We start from the raw sequence: 17,273 nt of genomic DNA on the forward strand, positions 1-17,273 counted from the left end.
ACAAAAAAATGGACCTTCTGAAAAGTCATTTCAGAAGGTCCATTCGTTGCATTAGCGACTCCACCCAATCATCCGACGATACGAGCTAAACGTCGGCCAGGCGAGAATCGCGATTGCGAGCCAGTACAGGAACTGGTTCTCAGACGAGATCAGACCGATGATGCCAGCGAGCAAAATCGTCGTATAGATCGAGAAGGTGATGATGAGTGCTGGATGTAATTTCGGGAAGATCGTGAAACGACCGAGACGTTCGTTCGCACCTTTGACATAGAGACGACTACCGAAAATCAGTAAGACGATTGTCAAGGCTAAGCTGAACAACACGGCATACGTGATGTTAATTTCAGTATTGTACTCAAAGAAGAGCGCAAACGGTGTCGTAATCGTCATCAGGAAGCTTATTGGTTTGTCTAACTCTTCGTAGCCCATACCGAAGCCCAGCTGACCGATGGCATAGATGCTGAAGTACGTGAAGTAGTTCAAGAATAAGAAGAACGTTCCGAGCAATAGCTGACCGATGATATCACCAGCAATCGTTCCGGCGAATAGGAAGATCGTCAAAATCGTCACATCAAATAGAAGGAATAGACCAAAATCTTGAAGGAGTGACGACCACGTGACGTAATCGAACGGATCGATTCCGAATGCTTGAAGTAATAACCAACTAGCAAAAAAGCCGATGATCGGGAAGACGATCAATGTCACGACACCGATGATCCATTTGATCCAGAACAACCAGACCTTCGGGAATGGGAGTGCATGCAAGATCAAACTACGACCACTTCCACGCTCAGAGCCGAGCATCAGGATTGCAAAGACGGCAATCAGAATTGCTGCGAACCCAGCGAAGAACGGACTGACGAGTACAGTGTTGAGTAGATCGGGTTGCTGAGATACATCGTATTTTTCGAATTCATTGATGACGGTATAACTGCCGAACCCATAACTGAAGATTGCGAGCAGAATGAAACAAGCGAGAGGCCAAATACCTTGCTTGATATGATAGCGGATCAATTGCTTAACCATGTCGTTTCCCTCCAAATGTCCCTAAGAAGTAATCTTCCATCTGCACCGGTAAAGCATCCTTTAAGAGAGGGCTTGTCGTTTCAAGATAACGTGCGCCTTCATCCGATAAGACGAGTAACGTCACGACCCGACCCGTTTGGGATAAGACGTGGAGATCGGCATGACTGAGCTCTGGAACGTCTTCATAGACGACTTGCCATTTCTGCATGCTAGCTTTGGCATCGTCGAGTGCCTTTGGTTCGCGGACGAGGTGTTTTTCGATCGTCATGACACGATCGGCAAGGGAATCAAGTTCTTCGAGTTGGTGCGAAGCAATCAGAACGGCTGTCTGGCGCTCCGCGAGTAATGAGACGAGTTGTTTCAGATAATCACGTTTGTTGATCCGGTCAAGTCCATCAGTTGGTTCGTCGAGTAAGAGAACCGGAGCATTGGTTGCAAACGCGAGTTGGAGAAGGAACAACTGGGCTTGTCCCTTTGATAAAGATGTCACGCGACGACCACGATCGAGATTCGACGAGCGACAATAATTTTCGATATACGTCTTTTCGAAATTCGGATAGAACGCATTGTAGAAGTTGATCAGTTCGCCAAGTGTCATTTGACGATAGACGGAGACGGAGTCCGGAACGAGAAAGAGGTGCTCCCGCGTCTGCGGGACATGGTGAATGGATTCGTTGTTCCATTCGACCTTTCCGCGTGTCGGCTCGAGGGCTCCGACGAGTGTTTTCAGTAACGTCGTTTTTCCGGCACCATTACGACCGATCAACGCGGTGATCGTTCCTGCTGGCAGGGTGAAGGATGCATTTTCATAAATCATGGTACGGTCAATTTGTTTCGTTAGATGAGAAACGGTCAACATGAGGAATCCTCCCTTATGTGTAAGATGAGTTGATAGAGTTCTTCGTTTGAGATCGAGAGTTCGTCGGCGACGGAACAAAGACGGATGAGTGGATCTTGAATAGCGGCTTGTTTGACTTCACTGAGGGGAATATCTGAGATGAAGGAGCCTTTGCCGCGCATCGTGACGATGAAGTTGCGGCTCTCGAGTTCCTGATAGGCACGGGAGACCGTGTTCGGATTGACAAGGAGTGTACCGGCAAGTTCACGAACGGATGGCATCTGTTCGCCGGAGCGGAGTAGACCACGAGCAATCGAGCGGATGATTTGCGTGACTAACTGTTCATAAATCGGCAAGGGACTTTTCGGATCGACGGTGAACATTTCTTCACCTCCTTAAGTGTACTAATTCAATTAATACACCAATTATAGGAATTTCGAATCGGTCTGTCAATGTTTCTTTTCGAGAAGACGGTTACGCCAACGATCGCAATATTTGCTATACTGACGACAGAAGAACCGCCAGGAAGGATGACCGAGATGTTGGATCGATTGAGTGCCTTAGAGGACCGTTATGAAAAACTGAATGATATGTTGGCTGATCCAGCCATCATCAATGATACGAATCAATTACGCGAGGTCTCAAAGGAGCAGTCGCAGCTTGCCCCAACCGTTGAGACATATCGCGTCTATCGCGAGAAGATGGAAGCCTATCAAGAGGCACGTCAGATGTTGACAGATCCGGAGATGCGCGACCTTGCGAAGGAAGAAGTCGCGATGCTTGAGCCGGAGATCAAAGAGCTCGAAGCGAAGCTGAAAGCTTTACTCTTACCGAAGGATCCGAATGACGACAAGAACGTCATCGTCGAGATTCGTGGTGCGGCAGGGGGAGATGAGGCAGCCTTATTTGCGGGTGACCTGTTTAAGATGTACTCGAAGTTTGCTGAGAAACAGAACTGGAAGATTGAGATCATCGACGCGAGCTATACGGAGCTCGGTGGTTATAAAGAAATCATCTTTATCGTCAAAGGAACAGGCGCCTACTCGAAACTGAAGTATGAGAACGGGGCACACCGCGTCCAACGCGTTCCGTCAACGGAATCGGGTGGACGGATTCATACATCGACCGCAACGGTTGCCGTGTTACCGGAAGCAGAAGACGTCGAGGTCGAAATCCATGATAAGGATGTCCGGGTCGATACGTTCACGTCGAGTGGACCGGGTGGACAGTCCGTCAATACGACGCAGTCCGCCGTCCGTGTCACGCACGTGCCGACGGGGATCGTCGCGAGCTGTCAGGATGAGAAATCGCAAATCAAGAACAAGGAAAAAGCGATGAAAGTTTTACGGGCGCGTGTCTACGATAAAATTCAACGCGAACAGCAAGCGGAGTATGATGAAAAACGAAAGTCGGCTGTTGGTACGGGTGACCGTTCAGAGCGGATTCGGACGTATAATTTCGCCCAAAACCGGGTGACGGACCATCGCATCGGATTGACGATTCAGAAGCTTGATCGAATCTTGCAAGGCGAGATGGATGAAGTCATCGATACGCTCGTCATGGAACATCAGGCGCGAGCATCGGAGGCGGCAAACTGATGCGGATCGCAAAACGTCTAAATGAGGCAAAAACGATGATGGAACAAGCAGGACGCGAGGGTTCAAGTGCCGAATGGTTACTCATGCACGTCTTAGAAGTCGACCGGACCGGACTCCTTGTCCGCTTGTCCGATGAATTGACACCGGAGCAGGATTTACGATTCAGTGAATACTTGCTTGCTCATGTTCACGGTGTGCCCGTTCAGCATTTAATCGGCTATCAGCCGTTTTACGGACGGGACTTTCGTGTCACACCGGATGTCTTGATTCCACGACCGGAAACGGAAGAGTTGATCGTCTTCGTGACGGAGCGTCTCAAACGCGAGACGTTCACCGCGGGACAGATCGTCGACATCGGTACCGGTAGCGGGGCGATTGGAATCACGCTCGCCCTCGAACTCGAGCAACCGGTCACGACCGTCGATATTTCACCAGCTGCAATCGCGGTCGCGAAGCAAAATCAAGCAGCGCTTGGTGGAGACGTGACGTTCCTTGAAGGAGATTTACTAGCGCCACTTGCGGATAATTCCGTGCGGGTGCTTGTTTCGAATCCTCCTTATATCGAGGAAGAGGAATTACTCAGTGAAGTCGTGTTCGATCATGAACCGCATCTCGCCCTGTTTGGCGGAAAAGACGGTCTCGTCTTTTACCGACGTCTCGTCGAGGAGAGTGGACGGGTCCTACGCGACGATTTCCGACTGATTGCGTTTGAAATTGGACACAATCAAGGACCAGAAGTGCAAATGATGTTAAAAGAACGTTATCCAAATGCGGAAACGGGTATTTTAAAAGATATAAACGGTAAAGACCGTATCGTGTATGCGGAACGAAAGGATTGTACAGCGTGAAGACGGAAATGATTGACTTACAGACGATGGATGAAGCAGTTCGGTTATTGCAGGAAGGAGAGGTCGTGGCGATGCCGACCGAGACCGTCTATGGTCTCGCAGGAGACGCAACGAACGAAGCGGCTGTTCGGCGAATCTTCGCCGCGAAGGGTCGACCTTCTGACAATCCGCTGATTGTCCATGTCGCATCCGTAGAACAGGCACATCAGTTCGTCACGCATATTCCAGATGTCGCGGCACGTTTGATGGAGGCGTTCTGGCCAGGAGCCTTGACGATCATCCTCGAATCGAACGGCACCGCATCCACACTCGTCACAGCAGGACTAGATACGATCGGATTACGGATGCCAGACCATCCGCTCGCGCTTCGATTGATCGAGGCGACAGGGTTGGGTCTCGCAGCACCGAGTGCCAACCGTTCTGGAAAACCTTCACCGACGTCATCTGCGCACGTCGCACATGACCTCTCGGGGCGCATCGCTGCGATCGTCGATGGAGGGGAAACGGGCATCGGGGTCGAATCGACTGTCATCGATTGTACGATGACGCCACCGGCGATTTTACGACCGGGCGGCGTGACACGCGAACAAATCGAGTCGGTCATCGGTCCTGTCACACTCGATCCTGCCTTATCGATGAAAGATGTTACACCGAAGGCACCCGGGATGAAATATACTCACTATGCACCGGAAGCAACACTGTCCGTAGTTGAGGGAGATCTTTCATTCTTACAGCAACTCATCGATGATGCACGACAAACCGGACACAAGACGGGCGTTCTCCTGTTTGATGGGGAGGATGTCGACGCAGATGTTCGCTGCTCCCTTGGTAACTCGATGGAGACGGCGGCACAACGTCTTTACGATTGTTTACGGCGATTTGATCAGACGACGGTGGATCAGATTTTTGTACGAGACCTATCAGAAGAAGGGGTGGGGCTTGCGGTCCGCAACCGCCTCCATAAAGCAGCAGGTGGTCGGGTCATTCGCCCTTGAAGAAGGAGGATACGGAGATGAGCACACGTCGCGTTTTATTCATCTGTACAGGAAATACATGCCGTAGCCCGATGGCGATGGCGTTACTACGCTCGAAGGTCGCTGATCAGGAATTCGACGTCCGTTCAGCAGGACTACGTTCGATGCAAGGATTTGATGCGTCCGAGAACGCCTTACAAGTGTTACGTGAGCGCGGTATCGAACTCGAGCACTATACGCAAGTCTTTGATGATGTACTCGGACGTTGGTCTGACATCATCTTGACGATGACGCGTCAGCACAAGCAGGAAGTCGGTGAACGCTATCCGGAACTGAAGGAACGGACGTTCACCTTATATGAATATGTGACAGGGCTTGAACGGGACATCAATGATCCGTATGGCGGATCGATGAACGTCTACCGGCAAGTACGTAATGAACTCGAACCCCTCGTCAACCGTCTTGTGTTAAAATTGACGCAGAACGGAAACGGAAGAAAAGCTCCGGATACACGGAAACTTCCGAAAAAACAACCTAAACAAACGGGGGAATAGTAAAGATGAAAGTAGCAATCGGCGCGGATCATGGCGGTTTTAAGTTAAAGGCAGAAATCAACGATCTCTTACAAGAGCTCGGCATCGACTATACGGACTTCGGTACGCATTCAGCCGACTCGATCGATTATCCGGATGTCGCGATTCCAGTCGCTGAGGCAGTCGCAAGCGGAGAGTTTGATCGTGGCATCTTGATTTGTGGAACAGGCATCGGGATCGGAATCGCAGCGAACAAGGTCAAGGGCATCCGAGCAGCACTCGTCCATGACACGTTCAGCGCGAAAGCGACGCGTCAGCACAACGATTCGAACATCTTGACGATGGGCGAACGCGTCATCGGTCCAGGACTGGCTCGTGAGATCGCACAGCTTTGGCTTGAAACGGAATTCGAAGGCGGACGTCATGAGAACCGCGTTTGCAAAATCTCAGATTATGAGGTGAAGTAATGGACTTGACACGCATCCAGCACGATTTAGAAGAAGCACTGAACGCTCTGGATGAACGATTTTCCTTAAAAGGAAAATTGCTCGTGATCGGCTGTTCGACGAGCGAAGTCATCGGCAAACAAATCGGCAAGGCCGGTTCACCAGAAGTCGCGGACGCGTTGTTCGACGTGTTTGATGCCTTTCGTCGGTCGCACCAAGTTGATCTTGCCTTCCAAGGCTGTGAGCATATCAACCGAGCGCTGACGCTTGAGCGGCAAACAGCAGAACGACTCGGACTGGATCCAGTGACGGTCGTTCCGGTTCCGGAAGCCGGTGGATCGATGGCAAGTGCTGCCTATCAGCGCTTCTCGGCACCGGTCGTCGTCGAAGCGATTCAGGCAGACGCCGGGATTGATATCGGGGACACGTTCATCGGGATGCACTTGAAAGCTGTTGCGATTCCCGTGCGCTTGCCGCACAAGGAAATCGGTGAGGCACACGTGACGGCAGCCGTGACACGACCGAAATTAATCGGTGGAGCACGTGCTAAATACGAATGATTGATGCAAGGGGTTGCGCACCCCTTGCTTTTTTGATGTTGTTTTTAGGGATGCCGGGAACGAAACATTCGTGTTAAGATAGGTCTATCGAAATGAAATGGGGGAATTCAGATGGAACAAACACCGCTTACGTATCTGAAACAACAAGATGAGGCACTCTTTTCGGCAATGCGCCAGGAACTAGGTCGTCAACGGGATAACATCGAATTGATCGCATCCGAGAACTTCGTCTCGCAAGCTGTCATGGAAGCACAAGGCAGCGTCTTGACGAACAAGTACGCAGAAGGTTACCCAGGTCGTCGTTATTATGGTGGCTGTGAGTATGTCGATCTCGCTGAGAATTTAGCACGCGACCGCGCGAAGGAAATCTTTGGGGCGGAGCACGCGAATGTGCAACCACACTCGGGCGCACAAGCGAACATGGCGGTCTACTTCACGATTCTCGAGCAAGGCGATACGGTCCTCGGGATGAACCTCTCGCACGGTGGCCATCTGACGCACGGTAGCCCCGTCAATTTCTCCGGTGTCCAGTACAACTTCGTGGAATACGGTGTCGATCAAGAGACAGAGATGATTGATTACGACGTCGTCGCACAATTAGCAGAAGAGCACAAACCAAAATTAATCGTCGCGGGCGCATCGGCGTATCCGCGCGTCATCGACTTCAAACGTTTCCGTGAAATCGCAGACAGCGTCGGTGCTTACTTGATGGTCGACATGGCACACATCGCTGGACTCGTCGCAGCAGGTCAGCATCCGAACCCGGTCGAGCATGCACACTTCGTCACGACGACGACGCATAAGACGTTGCGTGGTCCACGTGGTGGGATGATCCTCTGTAAAGAAGAGCATGCGAAAGCGATCGATAAAGCGATCTTCCCAGGAATTCAAGGTGGTCCACTCATGCATGTCATCGCTGCGAAAGCTGTCGCGTTCGGTGAAGCACTGGCACCTGAGTTCAAGGACTACATCGGTCAAGTCGTCACGAACGCGAAAGTCCTCGGTGAGGAATTGACGAAGCGTGGACTCCGGATCGTCTCAGGCGGAACGGACAATCACTTGCTCCTCGTCGACTTGCAACCGCTCGGGATCACAGGGAAACTCGCAGAGCACGCGCTTGACGAAGCCGGTATCACGGTCAACAAGAACACGATTCCGTTCGACCCAGCGAGCCCGTTCGTCACGAGCGGTATCCGAATCGGAACGGCTGCGATGACATCACGTGGCTTTAAGGAAGCGGAGATGAAAGAAATCGCCGAGTTGATCGAACTCGTCTTGAATCACCCAGAAGAAGCAGACGTTCTCACACAAGCACGTGAGCGTGTCGTTGCTTTGACAGGTCGTTTCCCACTCTACCCAGAGCGCGGATGATCGTCATCCCCTTCGTCCTTTTCGTTATGAGAAGGGGAAGGGGATTTTTGTTTGTCTAAAAAAGGAGGCGTACGATGTATATTCTAGTCGTTGAAGATGATCCACATATCCAAGTACTTGTCGTATCGACGTTACAAGCCGACGGACATTCCGTTCGAGCGACAGCAAACGGAAATGAAGCGCTCGCTTGGATTGACACGATGACGTTCGAAGCAGCGGTGCTCGATGTCTTGCTTCCCGGGCAGACCGGTCTCGTCCTGTGTGAGCGATTACGGCAAAACGGGGACATCCCGATCTTGATGCTGACAGCACTCGGTGAACTGACGGATAAGCGGGACGGCTTTGCAGCCGGTGCCGATGATTACATCACGAAACCGTTTGATCCGGAAGAATTAGTGTTTCGGCTTCACGCCGTGGCGCGGCGCTATCAAAAAGCGGCGCAACCCGTTCTGCATCTCGGAGATGTCACGATCGATAAACGCAGTCAGCTCGTGACGATCCAGTCGACCGAGTGGACACTTCCGCGGCGCGAATTCGAATTATTACATCAGCTGGCAAGTTTTCCGGGACGGGTCTTCAGTCGCGAGGAATTGATTGAACACGTCTGGGGACTTGATTTCATGGGAGATGACCGGACGATTGACGTCCACATCAAACGACTCCGTGGACGCTTAAAGGAGACGAATCAGGTGAAGATTGAGACGGTTCGTGGACTCGGGTACCGGTTGGAGGTCGAATCATGAGATCCCTCTATACGAAAATCGTCGGACTCGTCTGTGTCGTCCTACTCGTGTCCGCACTACTCGCGCTTTTAATCAGTAACATCGCCTACTATTCGTTTTGGCAGGACAGCTATAGTCAAAAAGTTGAGGAAGCGGTCGAGACAGCGATTGATTATTACGAGACGCACGGTGACGGAAAGACAGAATCGTTTTACCGGATGTTACAAGCGACTGGCTTTCAACTATATGTGCAGACCGAAGACGGAACGGAGCGTTACGGAAATCCATTTCGTGATGAAACGCTCTCAAGTCAAATCGTCGAGCAAGTGAAAAATGGTCAACCGTACTACGGGATGCGTGAGTATCCGTTCCACCTCTTCTTGCTCGGTCTATTCGACAATGAAGTCATCAATACGTACGGGACGTCAGTCAAGACGGCGCAAGGAACGGATGCGATCTTCGTTCGTCCGGACTTAAGTCGGCAGATCCGTGAGTTGCACCTGTTTGTTGGTCTGTTCCTCGGACTGCTGGTCGTGATCAGCTTCCTCTTGCTTGTCTTCTCCATCCGGTATCTCGTGCGTCCGATCCGGCGCCTGACAAAAGCGACGGAACAGATGGCGTACGGTGACTACGGAATCCGCGTCGGAACGAAGGCACGCGATGAGATTGGAGAGCTGTCCCGACGCTTTGACGAGATGGCAACGGCAGTCGAAGCGTCTGATACAGAACGACGCCGGTTCGTCGCAAACGTTTCGCATGAATTTCAGTCACCGCTGACGACAATCTCGGGGTACGCGGGACAACTCGACGTGACGGGAGAAGACGTCAGGAGACGGGCAATCATTCAACAAGAGGCAGCGCGAATGTCGGAGCTGACGCGTCAATTATTGATCTTAGCGAAGCTCGATGAAGGACGGCGCTTCAAGCGGCAAGCACTCGATCTACGCGCGAGTCTAGAGACGACACTCGCAACACTTGCCTTTCAGCTCGATGAGCAAGGCATCGCCGTCGCACTCGATGTACCAGCAGCGCTACAGATTCAAGCAGATGCTAGTGCGCTCGAACATGTTTTCCAAAACGTCATTCGAAACGCTGTTTCGGTCTCAGCCGAAGGAGCGACGATTCACATTCAAGCGGAAGAACAAGTGAATCAGGTCATCGTCCGAATCAAGGACGAAGGACCAGGCATGACCGAACAACAGATGGAACATGCCTTTGAACGCTTTTATCAAGGTGATGTATCCCGCACGTCGCGCGGGACGGGTCTTGGGCTTGCGATCGTCAAAGAGACGATGCGCCAACTTGGTGGGGATGCGAGCTTGTCGTCCGATTCATCCGGTCTGACTGTGACATTGATTTTTTTACGTACTTGACGCGTGCGTTCATGTTCCGTTCATATTGCAGTCGTATCATCAATCCTGTAGCGAACATACAGGAGGGATCATGCAATGAAACTAGGATGGAAAGAACTCGTCCGGATGAAAGGACGATTCAGTTGGATGACGATCGTGACGATGTTGATCGTTTTATTGATTTTAATGATCACCGGTCTTGCGGACGGGCTGGCCTACGACAATGGGGCTGCCGTCCGTAATCTGCCGGTCGAGCAGTTTGCACTGAGTAAAGATGCGGAAGGGCAGCTGACCCGTTCATTCTTACGGGCGGATGAGACACCGAAGGGCGCGGAAGCGCTCGGTGTCCAGAACATGGTGCTTGAGAAGAAGAATGGAACGAAGGATGACGTGACAGTCTTTGCGTTACCAGAGACTACGAACTATGGTCCAAAACAGTTGCAATCATTGAAACAAGGAGAAGTGCTCGTTGATGCCGCGTATGCGGAACAACGCGGAACCCGTGTCGGCGATACGATCACCGATTTTCGGACGAAAGAGACGTTCCGGATTGCCGGCACGGTCACGGACGGACGTTATAGTCACGCACCGGTCCTCTGGATGACGGATGAATCGTGGCAAGCGTGGCAATCCAAGATGGGGGCATCATACGTCTCAGCGTACATCGGTCAGTCGTTGCAAACGGATCAAGCCGTCTTCTCAAAACAAGCAGTCGTTGAGAATGTGCCAGGCTATGCAGCGGAGCAAAACTCCTTCCAGATGATGCGGGTTGCACTCGTCGTCATCGGGGCATTGATTCTGACAGCTTTCTTCTATATCTTGACGATGCAGAAGATGAAACAACTTGGCGTCCTAAAAGCAATCGGCATCCGAACACGGACGATGGGTGCGAGTCTACTCGTACAAGTCATCCTCCTGACGAGCCTCGCCTTTGGTGTCAGTGTCGTTATCACCTATCTGACGAGCCGCTTCTTACCAACGGATCTTCCCTTCCGATTTGAATGGTCGACGAGTCTGATGTACGGCGGCATTTTACTCATAACGGCGATCCTCGGAGCGCTCGTTCCGTTACGAATGGTGAAAAAACTTGAGGTGGCAGACGCGATGGGAGGAATGAACGGATGATTCAGTTAGAACGGATTGAACAGAGTTATGGTGAGATGACCGTCTTGCACGATATCAACTTACAGGCAGAAGCAGGGGAACTGATTGCCCTTGTTGGACCGAGCGGGAGTGGGAAAAGTACACTCCTTCAGTTGCTCGGTTTACTGCAGACACCAACAAAAGGTGCCGTCTATTTTGATGGTACGTGCGTCAGTGAAGCATCGGGCGAAGAACGTCGTCGCTTACGTCTTGAGGAAGTCGGGTTCATCTTTCAGGAGTCGCATCTCGTACCCTTTTTGACAGCCCAGGAGCAACTGGAACTCGTCGCAAAAGAAGCTGGACGAACAGTGGATACGGTCGCAGCACTCGCCATGTTCGGACTCGAACATCGCAAAGACCATTTGCCGCATGCGTTATCGGGCGGTGAGCGTCAACGCATCGCGATTGCCCGCGCCTTCGTCAATGATCCGCAACTTGTCTTAGCGGACGAGCCGACCGCAAGTCTCGATTATGCGAATGGGCGTCGAGTGATGGAGCTATTACAACGGCAAGCGCATGAGTCAAACAAGACGATTATCGTCATCACTCATGATGAACGGATGCTTGACGTCTGTGATCGCATCTGGCGGATCGAGGATGGAAAAATTCATACAGCATAAGACAACGAATGGATCGCTTTCGAGAGAATGGAAAGCGATTCTTTTTTTATATTCAATCTTGTAAGAGGAGGCGATGTCATTCCAAAAATTTGCTATACTTTTTAAAAAAGGAAATGAAGGAGTTTACGCGTTATGAATATTATGAAGTTGACCCAAGCCGAGCTCGCGTCGACGACAGGAAGCCAGATGTTGAAATGGTTGGAGAAGAAGAGTACGACGAAATCAGAATACAAACGACTGTACGAAGATTTCAAGACGATCATCATCATGCAACAAGCAGGCTTTTATGAACAAGCGGATGCACGGCTTCTGCAATGGAAACATTTACCGATGCCGGTTGAATATTATACATATCGTCTTGCGATCGCCTCAAAGGCAGGCGGACGACGTCTTGCGAAGAAGCGATTCAAGGCGCTGCCGGAAGCGATTCAGAAACATGACAAATTAAAACAGTGGCGCCAAGCGGTGAATCAGAATCAATGGTGGATGGCGGCAACCGGAGTGGTAGCGGCCGGCCTCTTATTCGTAGGTATTCAAGCGTGGTCTCCTACTTCAGAAAATGCTGCACCGAAAGAAGAGACCGATCAAAAAATTGCGCAACAATTGGCTGCCTTACAAACGGAAGTCGAGCAGTTAAAAAAAGAAAACGAGAAATTGAATACCGATCAGAAGGAAAAGACGGAAGCGGAAGTAAAACAAGAAGAGTCGCCGGTTAAGGAAAAGAAAACGACGAAAACGAGTGGTCTGAAACCGGAAGCCGCATTAAAGGAAGCGGTTGCGGCTGTCCAAGCAAAGGATTATCAAAAAGCAAATGACCTGTTGAGTGCAGACGTCTTGAAAAATAAAGAGACGGCAGGGATGGCGCGTTTTTATAAGTTGATTGCCGCTGGTAAGTTAAAGAAGACGACACAGGCGGACTATATCGCGTACCGTGAGGATTTTCCGAAGTCGGGTTACATGAGTGATGTCCTCTGGATGCAAGCGGTCTATGAACAAAAATATAAAAAAGGTGATTATCGCGCGACCTTGCAAGAACTCGCACAACAGCCGGACAATGAATGGTCTTACGCGGCGAAAGCGATTCTTTCCGGCAAGAGCACGCTTGGGGACTGACGAAAAAACAGTTCCCAAGCAGTGCGCTTTTAGAGTACAATGCGAAAAGAGAATGGAGAGGAGATGCAAACAATGAGTAAAGTACATGTATTTGATCACCCATTGATTCAGCACAAGATGACGATCATGCGTAAGGTCGAAACAGGAACGAAACAATTCCGGGAACTTGTCGACGAGGTGGCTTCATTGATGGCATATGAAATCACACGTGACCTTCCACTCACAGATGTCGCGATCGAGACACCGGTCACGAAGACGACGCAGAAGATGATCGAAGGCAAGAAACTCGGGATCGTCCCGATTCTCCGCGCCGGTCTCGGGATGGTCGACGGCATGCTCCGCATGATGCCAAACGTCAAGGTCGGTCACATCGGTTTGTACCGTGATCCGGAGACACTCGAGCCAACGGAATACTACCTCAAGCTCCCAACAGACGTCGCAGAACGTGATTTCGTCGTCGTTGACCCGATGCTTGCGACAGGTGGTTCGGCGGCAGACGCCATCTCCTCCTTAAAGAAACAAGGGGCGAAGAGCATTAAGCTCGCATGTCTCTGTGCAGCACCTGAAGGCGTCAAACGCGTTCAAGAAGAACACCCGGACGTCGATATCTATCTCGCGGCACTCGACGAGAAGTTGAACGACCACGGCTACATCGTCCCAGGACTCGGTGACGCAGGAGACCGTCTCTTCGGAACGAAGTAAAAATAGTAAGATACACAAAAAGACCGCAGACGATGATCTGCGGTCTTTTCGTTGCTATTTCGTAAACTGCGCAAGACTGCTGAAATATGTTTTAATGAAAAAAGGAAAAAAGGAGGAAGTCACCATGCCGATTACAGTCATGCCGATTTTCGGGACTCGACCGGAAGCTATTAAAATGGCACCGCTCGTCAACGCCCTGAAGCAACACCCTGCTTTTGATGTTCATGTCACAATTACAGCCCAGCACCGCGAGATGCTCGATCAAGTACTTACCCTGTTCGAAATCGAACCGGATCACGATTTGAACATCATGAAGCAACGTCAAACTCTCGTTGACATTACGACGCGTGGTCTTGAAGGACTCGATGCGATCATGAAAGAGATCAAGCCGGACCTTGTCCTCGTCCATGGCGACACGACGACGACGTTCGTTGGGAGCCTTGCTGCCTATTACAACCAAATCGTGGTCGGTCACGTCGAGGCAGGGCTGCGCACGTATAATAAATACTCACCGTTCCCGGAAGAGGTCAATCGTCAGTTGACGTCGACGCTCGCAGACTTACATTTTGCTCCGACCGCACAAGCGGCAGCGAACCTTGCGTCCGAGAATCGTCATGCTGGCGTCTATATTACAGGGAACACAGCAATCGATGCCCTGCAAACGACGGTCCAAGCCGATTACGTCCATCCGATGCTTGAGACGGTCGGGGATCGGAAGTTGATCTTGATGACAGCGCACCGTCGTGAGAACCAAGGCGAGAAGATGCACCAGATGTTCCGCGCGATTCGTCGTCTCGTCGATGCATTCCCGGATACACACGTCGTTTATCCAGTTCACCTTAACCCAGTTGTTCAGGAAGCGGCGAAGACGGTCTTTGAGGGACATGATCGGATTTCGTTAATTGCTCCGCTCGACGTGTTCGACTTCCACAACTTCGCGAGTCGTGCTCACTTAATCTTAACGGACTCCGGTGGTGTACAGGAAGAAGCGCCGTCACTCGGTGTTCCGGTACTTGTCTTACGCGATACGACCGAGCGTCCGGAAGGAATTACTGCTGGGACGTTAAAGCTTGCCGGAACAGAAGAAGAGACGATTTATCAGATGGCAACCGAACTGTTGACGAATGACGCACTTTATAAAGAAATGGCACATGCCTCAAACCCATACGGTGATGGTCATGCGTCAGAACGGATCGTCCAAGCGATCCTGCATCACTTCGGTCAAGGGGAAGCGCCGGCACCGCTACTCACGCAATGAGAAACGACGATCACTCTCCGAATCGCTTACATTCACTTGCTTTCCTCAGGCGAGACGCAAGCCGCGTCTCCATCGTCCTTAGACGAGGAGTCAGGTCTCACCTGTCTCTGACAGCACAAAGACTTGTGCTTTTTCCTGTAGGAGTCGCGTGAAATAAGCGATTCTTTTTGTTTTAGTACATCTATGGCGACAAGAGGTTTTAGTTTATAGGAATAACATCTTTAATTCTTACCATTTCCACTAAAATCAGCCCATTTGTTTAGAAAATGTAAAACCAGATGACCTTGAAACTGGAAGATAAACCATGACGATTCAGGCTGTGACACACCTCACGATTGAAAAATTGGAAATCGTTGAAATCTATTGTTACAAACAGATGTCAGAGCTGTTTTTGCGTCCCGATTCGGAAGCGTTTACAATTGTGAACAGAAAATGTTTTTTCACAAAATCGACACAAATCAATTTTAGAGGTCTTGTTTCGGTTGAGGTAGCACGATATAACGTTACTATTCAACGGTTTTGTTCACCATATGAACAATCTCTATAACCGTTGATAGTACTACATATTTTCTTCACATCTTCGTGAAATGAGTTGCACGTATGACATCTGTGAAAACCTTATCATTCGTTGATATGTATAGGTTTTTTGGCTCTGTTTTTATTGTGAATTCATTTGACTATGAAAGCTGCTTCATTGTATTCTTGACTAGTATGAAAATCCGCAAATTGTGGGAAAGAAAAAGAACTCGCAATTGGGAAAAAAGGGGGTCGTCTCTAGTGCGCCAAAGTGGGCTCGCGAAGAGTATGGTCATGGCCTCGCAAATTTCGACGGCACTGGCTGCACCGATCGTCATTGGCTTTTTGGTTGGGAACTATGGGGAACAACAACAATGGTGGGAAAAAATGGGTGCGACATTCGCCGTGTTCATCGGGATTTTCATCGGCATTCTTTGCATGATCGCCATGATCAGGCACTTGTTAGGGGAGAAGACATGAACATCATCCTTCAAGATGCGTTGTATCGTGCGTACTTACGATGGTTTGGACTCTTTTACGGAATCCTGGCTGTCCTGCTGCTCATCGGACGCCCGAGTGACCCGGTCATTTATGGACTAGCACTTGGTGGAACTGGCAGCTTTCTGATCTTGACGCTTCAACGATTAAGCGTCGATCGTATGTATCGTGTAATTGAGACCGGGCGCAAGCCAGTGTCTCGAGGGACCGTTTCACGCATGGCGGTCGCGGTACTTTGTGTGATGATCGGTTTGAAATATCAAACTGAATTGTCATTAACTGCGGTGGTAATAGGCCTTCTCGCCGGCCACGTCATACAATTTTGTGAGTTCTTGACTCACGAACTCAAGCGGGAAAAGAGGTGAATAGTCAAATGAACCACGAAATGCCACTTTACGAAATCCCACTCTGGGGTGACTTCGTTCTGTACGGTAGCTGGACGAACTTGATCACAGTATTAATTGCTGCTGCTCTCGTCTTCTTGATTGCCGTGGCCGGTACGCGACGTCTTGTGATGAAGCCAACCGGTGCTCAAAACGTGATGGAGATGTTCCTTGAATTCGTTCGCGGAATCATCAGCAGCACGATGGACTGGAAAACAGGGGGTCGCTTCCTTACGTTCGGAATGACATTATTCCTGTTCATCCTTGTGTCCAACATCATGGGTCTCCCATTCAACGTCGTGACGGGACACTACATTTGGTTCAACTCACCAACTGCAGATCCTTACGTGACACTGGCACTTTCATCTCTCGTAGTAGTCTTAAGTCATTACTACGGTGTGAAGATGCGAGGCTTCGGCGCTTATGCGAAAACATTCATGACGCCGATGTTTATCATTACCATCATCGAGGAGTTTGCAAACACGTTGACGCTCGGTCTTCGTCTTTACGGAAACATCTTCGCTGGTGAAATCATGATCGGAATCATTCTTTCGATCGGTATCGTCTCTGGTACGAACGATTTCCAATTCCTCGGACCAGTCGGCGCGATCATCTCGGGTATCCCGATGTTGATCTGGCAAGGATTCTCACTCTTCATCGGTGGTATCCAAGCGTACATCTTCCTTATCCTGACGATGGTTTACATCGGACATAAGGCAGCGCACGACCATTAATTCGAAGGTAAAGCATCCGCTTTTCCGATAACAGCACG

The 17,273-nt window shown here is 50.4% G+C and carries 20 protein-coding genes; 17 read left to right on the top strand and 3 right to left on the bottom strand.

Going from position 1 to position 17,273, the window contains the following annotated elements:
* Window positions 1–51: 51 nt before the first annotated feature.
* The 3 genes from NOM72_RS00465 to NOM72_RS00475 are packed head-to-tail and all read right to left on the bottom strand — an operon-like array spanning window position 52 to window position 2,247.
* Entirely contained in the window at window positions 52–1,026 is a 975-nt protein-coding gene (locus tag NOM72_RS00465; RefSeq protein WP_023469526.1) for a hypothetical protein, read from the bottom strand.
* Window positions 1,019–1,885, bottom strand: a complete 867-nt coding sequence (locus tag NOM72_RS00470) for an ATP-binding cassette domain-containing protein (RefSeq protein WP_023469525.1) — start codon at window positions 1,883–1,885, stop codon at window positions 1,019–1,021. Before NOM72_RS00470 ends, NOM72_RS00465 begins: the two co-directional genes overlap by 8 nt.
* Window positions 1,879–2,247, bottom strand: coding sequence for a GntR family transcriptional regulator (locus NOM72_RS00475; RefSeq protein ID WP_023469524.1), 369 nt, complete (start codon window positions 2,245–2,247; stop codon window positions 1,879–1,881). Before NOM72_RS00475 ends, NOM72_RS00470 begins: the two co-directional genes overlap by 7 nt.
* Window positions 2,248–2,403: 156 nt before the next feature.
* Between NOM72_RS00475 and prfA the strand changes: the two genes are divergently transcribed.
* The 17 genes from prfA to atpB all read left to right on the top strand — a co-directional run bounded on the left by prfA (window position 2,404) and on the right by atpB (window position 17,235).
* Window positions 2,404–3,462, top strand: a complete 1,059-nt coding sequence (prfA, locus tag NOM72_RS00480) for a peptide chain release factor 1 (RefSeq protein ID WP_023469516.1) — start codon at window positions 2,404–2,406, stop codon at window positions 3,460–3,462.
* Complete coding sequence (prmC, locus tag NOM72_RS00485) at window positions 3,462–4,310, top strand: peptide chain release factor N(5)-glutamine methyltransferase (protein ID WP_255997302.1); 849 nt, start codon at window positions 3,462–3,464, stop codon at window positions 4,308–4,310. The genes prfA and prmC overlap by 1 nt, the downstream gene beginning before the upstream one ends.
* Window positions 4,307–5,305 (top strand): L-threonylcarbamoyladenylate synthase, encoded by a 999-nt coding sequence (locus NOM72_RS00490; protein ID WP_047394502.1) that lies wholly within the window; start codon window positions 4,307–4,309, stop codon window positions 5,303–5,305. The genes prmC and NOM72_RS00490 overlap by 4 nt, the downstream gene beginning before the upstream one ends.
* A 17-nt stretch (window positions 5,306–5,322) precedes the next feature.
* Entirely contained in the window at window positions 5,323–5,838 is a 516-nt protein-coding gene (locus NOM72_RS00495; protein ID WP_023469513.1) for a low molecular weight protein arginine phosphatase, read from the top strand.
* Between the two features lie 5 nt (window positions 5,839–5,843).
* Window positions 5,844–6,284: a ribose 5-phosphate isomerase B gene (gene rpiB / locus NOM72_RS00500; protein ID WP_023469512.1), complete on the top strand. Its 441-nt coding sequence runs from the start codon at window positions 5,844–5,846 to the stop codon at window positions 6,282–6,284.
* Entirely contained in the window at window positions 6,284–6,823 is a 540-nt protein-coding gene (locus tag NOM72_RS00505; RefSeq protein ID WP_023469511.1) for a TIGR01440 family protein, read from the top strand. The genes rpiB and NOM72_RS00505 overlap by 1 nt, the downstream gene beginning before the upstream one ends.
* A gap of 111 nt (window positions 6,824–6,934) precedes the next feature.
* A complete protein-coding gene (glyA, locus tag NOM72_RS00510) occupies window positions 6,935–8,194 on the top strand; it encodes a serine hydroxymethyltransferase (RefSeq protein ID WP_255997303.1) in 1,260 nt (419 codons plus the stop codon).
* A gap of 74 nt (window positions 8,195–8,268) precedes the next feature.
* Complete coding sequence (locus tag NOM72_RS00515) at window positions 8,269–8,937, top strand: response regulator transcription factor (RefSeq protein WP_255997304.1); 669 nt, start codon at window positions 8,269–8,271, stop codon at window positions 8,935–8,937.
* Entirely contained in the window at window positions 8,934–10,289 is a 1,356-nt protein-coding gene (locus NOM72_RS00520; RefSeq protein ID WP_255997305.1) for a HAMP domain-containing sensor histidine kinase, read from the top strand. Before NOM72_RS00515 ends, NOM72_RS00520 begins: the two co-directional genes overlap by 4 nt.
* A 75-nt stretch (window positions 10,290–10,364) precedes the next feature.
* On the top strand, window positions 10,365–11,393 hold the full coding sequence (locus tag NOM72_RS00525; protein WP_255997306.1) for an ABC transporter permease: 1,029 nt from the start codon (window positions 10,365–10,367) through the stop codon (window positions 11,391–11,393).
* Window positions 11,390–12,031, top strand: a complete 642-nt coding sequence (locus NOM72_RS00530; protein WP_255997307.1) for an ABC transporter ATP-binding protein — start codon at window positions 11,390–11,392, stop codon at window positions 12,029–12,031. Before NOM72_RS00525 ends, NOM72_RS00530 begins: the two co-directional genes overlap by 4 nt.
* Before the next feature lie 141 nt (window positions 12,032–12,172).
* Complete coding sequence (locus NOM72_RS00535; RefSeq protein WP_255997308.1) at window positions 12,173–13,144, top strand: hypothetical protein; 972 nt, start codon at window positions 12,173–12,175, stop codon at window positions 13,142–13,144.
* Between the two features lie 72 nt (window positions 13,145–13,216).
* On the top strand, window positions 13,217–13,846 hold the full coding sequence (gene upp / locus NOM72_RS00540) for a uracil phosphoribosyltransferase (protein ID WP_023469504.1): 630 nt from the start codon (window positions 13,217–13,219) through the stop codon (window positions 13,844–13,846).
* A gap of 124 nt (window positions 13,847–13,970) precedes the next feature.
* The gene (wecB, locus tag NOM72_RS00545; RefSeq protein ID WP_058264532.1) at window positions 13,971–15,104 is read left to right on the top strand and encodes a non-hydrolyzing UDP-N-acetylglucosamine 2-epimerase; all 1,134 of its coding nucleotides are present in this window, start codon (window positions 13,971–13,973) and stop codon (window positions 15,102–15,104) included.
* Window positions 15,105–15,881: 777 nt separating this feature from the next.
* Window positions 15,882–16,100, top strand: coding sequence for an AtpZ/AtpI family protein (locus NOM72_RS00550; protein ID WP_023469502.1), 219 nt, complete (start codon window positions 15,882–15,884; stop codon window positions 16,098–16,100).
* Window positions 16,097–16,483 (top strand): ATP synthase subunit I, encoded by a 387-nt coding sequence (locus NOM72_RS00555; protein ID WP_023469501.1) that lies wholly within the window; start codon window positions 16,097–16,099, stop codon window positions 16,481–16,483. The genes NOM72_RS00550 and NOM72_RS00555 overlap by 4 nt, the downstream gene beginning before the upstream one ends.
* 8 nt (window positions 16,484–16,491) lie before the next feature.
* Window positions 16,492–17,235, top strand: coding sequence for a F0F1 ATP synthase subunit A (gene atpB, locus NOM72_RS00560; protein ID WP_023469500.1), 744 nt, complete (start codon window positions 16,492–16,494; stop codon window positions 17,233–17,235).
* Window positions 17,236–17,273 lie beyond the last annotated feature (38 nt).

Origin of the sequence: Exiguobacterium sp. LL15 (genome assembly GCF_024436095.1) — a bacterium.
In the GTDB taxonomy this organism is placed as follows: domain Bacteria; phylum Bacillota; class Bacilli; order Exiguobacteriales; family Exiguobacteriaceae; genus Exiguobacterium_A; species Exiguobacterium_A indicum.